The following is a 953-nucleotide window of genomic DNA, read 5'->3' on the forward strand; positions in this document are numbered from 1 at the left end:
GGGCGGCACGGCACCGGCGGCCGGGGCTGCCGACGACGGGCCGAGCGCCGACCTGCTGCTCGGCGGTGGCCTGCTCGCCGGGCTGGCCGGTGGCGCGGCGATCGGCTGGCTGCTGAGTCGCCGCCGGCGCGACACCATGACCCTCCCGGAAGACAGCCCTACCCCGGACGACAGCCTTTCCCCCGACGCGCCCGCCACCACCGAGCGCCCGGACGCGGACAACCGCTCCGACTCCCCCGAGCGTGCCCCCGCTCCCGCCGCCGACACCCCGGCACCCGATTCGCTCACTGGAGACCCGGCACCGGATTCCCCGGATTCGGGGAGCGCCGCGGACCCGCTCGGCGAGCCCGTCCCCGCTGGTGGTGCACGCCGGAGCGCATGATCGACTCCACTTCGCCGAGGTGGCTGCATCCCACCCCCGCCGACCCCGCCACCTCGCCGAGCTGGCGCGCACCCTGGTCACCACCGACCGTGATCCACACCTGCTCGGGGAGGTTGCGGCATCACGCACCCTCGACCCCGCCACCTCCCCGAAGTGGCCCGCGTGCCGGTCGAAACGAACGGAAGTACGGGCGGTCAGGCGGGGGCGGTCAGCCAGCCGGGGAGTGGCTCGCGGGCGGTCAGCCAGCCCTCCGGCACGCCGCCCGGCGCGCCCACCCCGGTGTACGCGGCCACGATCCCGCCCACGATCGCGGCGGTGGTGTCCACGTCGCCGCCCGCCTCCACGCAGACGCGGATCGCGGCGGGGTAGTCGTGCAGCAGCGTGGCGGCGACCCAGAGCGTGAACGGCACGGTGTCCTGCGCGGTGACCCGGGAGCCGTTGCCGAGCGCGTCGGCCGCCGCGGCGGCGGAGTGACCGAGCAGCGCGGCGGCCCGGCGTACCCCGCGGTGCACCTCACCGGCCGGGTCGAGCGTCCCGGCGACGGCGGTGAGCAGCCGGGCCGGGTCGGGCC

At 77.2% G+C, this 953-nt stretch carries 1 protein-coding gene and 1 pseudogene; one reads left to right on the forward strand and one right to left on the reverse strand.

What is annotated here, in order from left to right; genetic code table 11:
* Positions 1-382, forward strand: a pseudogene (locus AC2CHG_RS31570) (hypothetical protein); the annotation flags it as partial.
* Between the two features lie 194 nt (positions 383-576).
* On the opposite strand, the gene AC2CHG_RS31575 reads toward AC2CHG_RS31570, so the two are convergent.
* The coding region (locus AC2CHG_RS31575; RefSeq protein WP_484526230.1) for an ADP-ribosylglycohydrolase family protein at positions 577-953 on the reverse strand (377 nt) is incomplete at its 5' end.

Source organism: Micromonospora sp. ATLC20 (assembly GCF_057196585.1).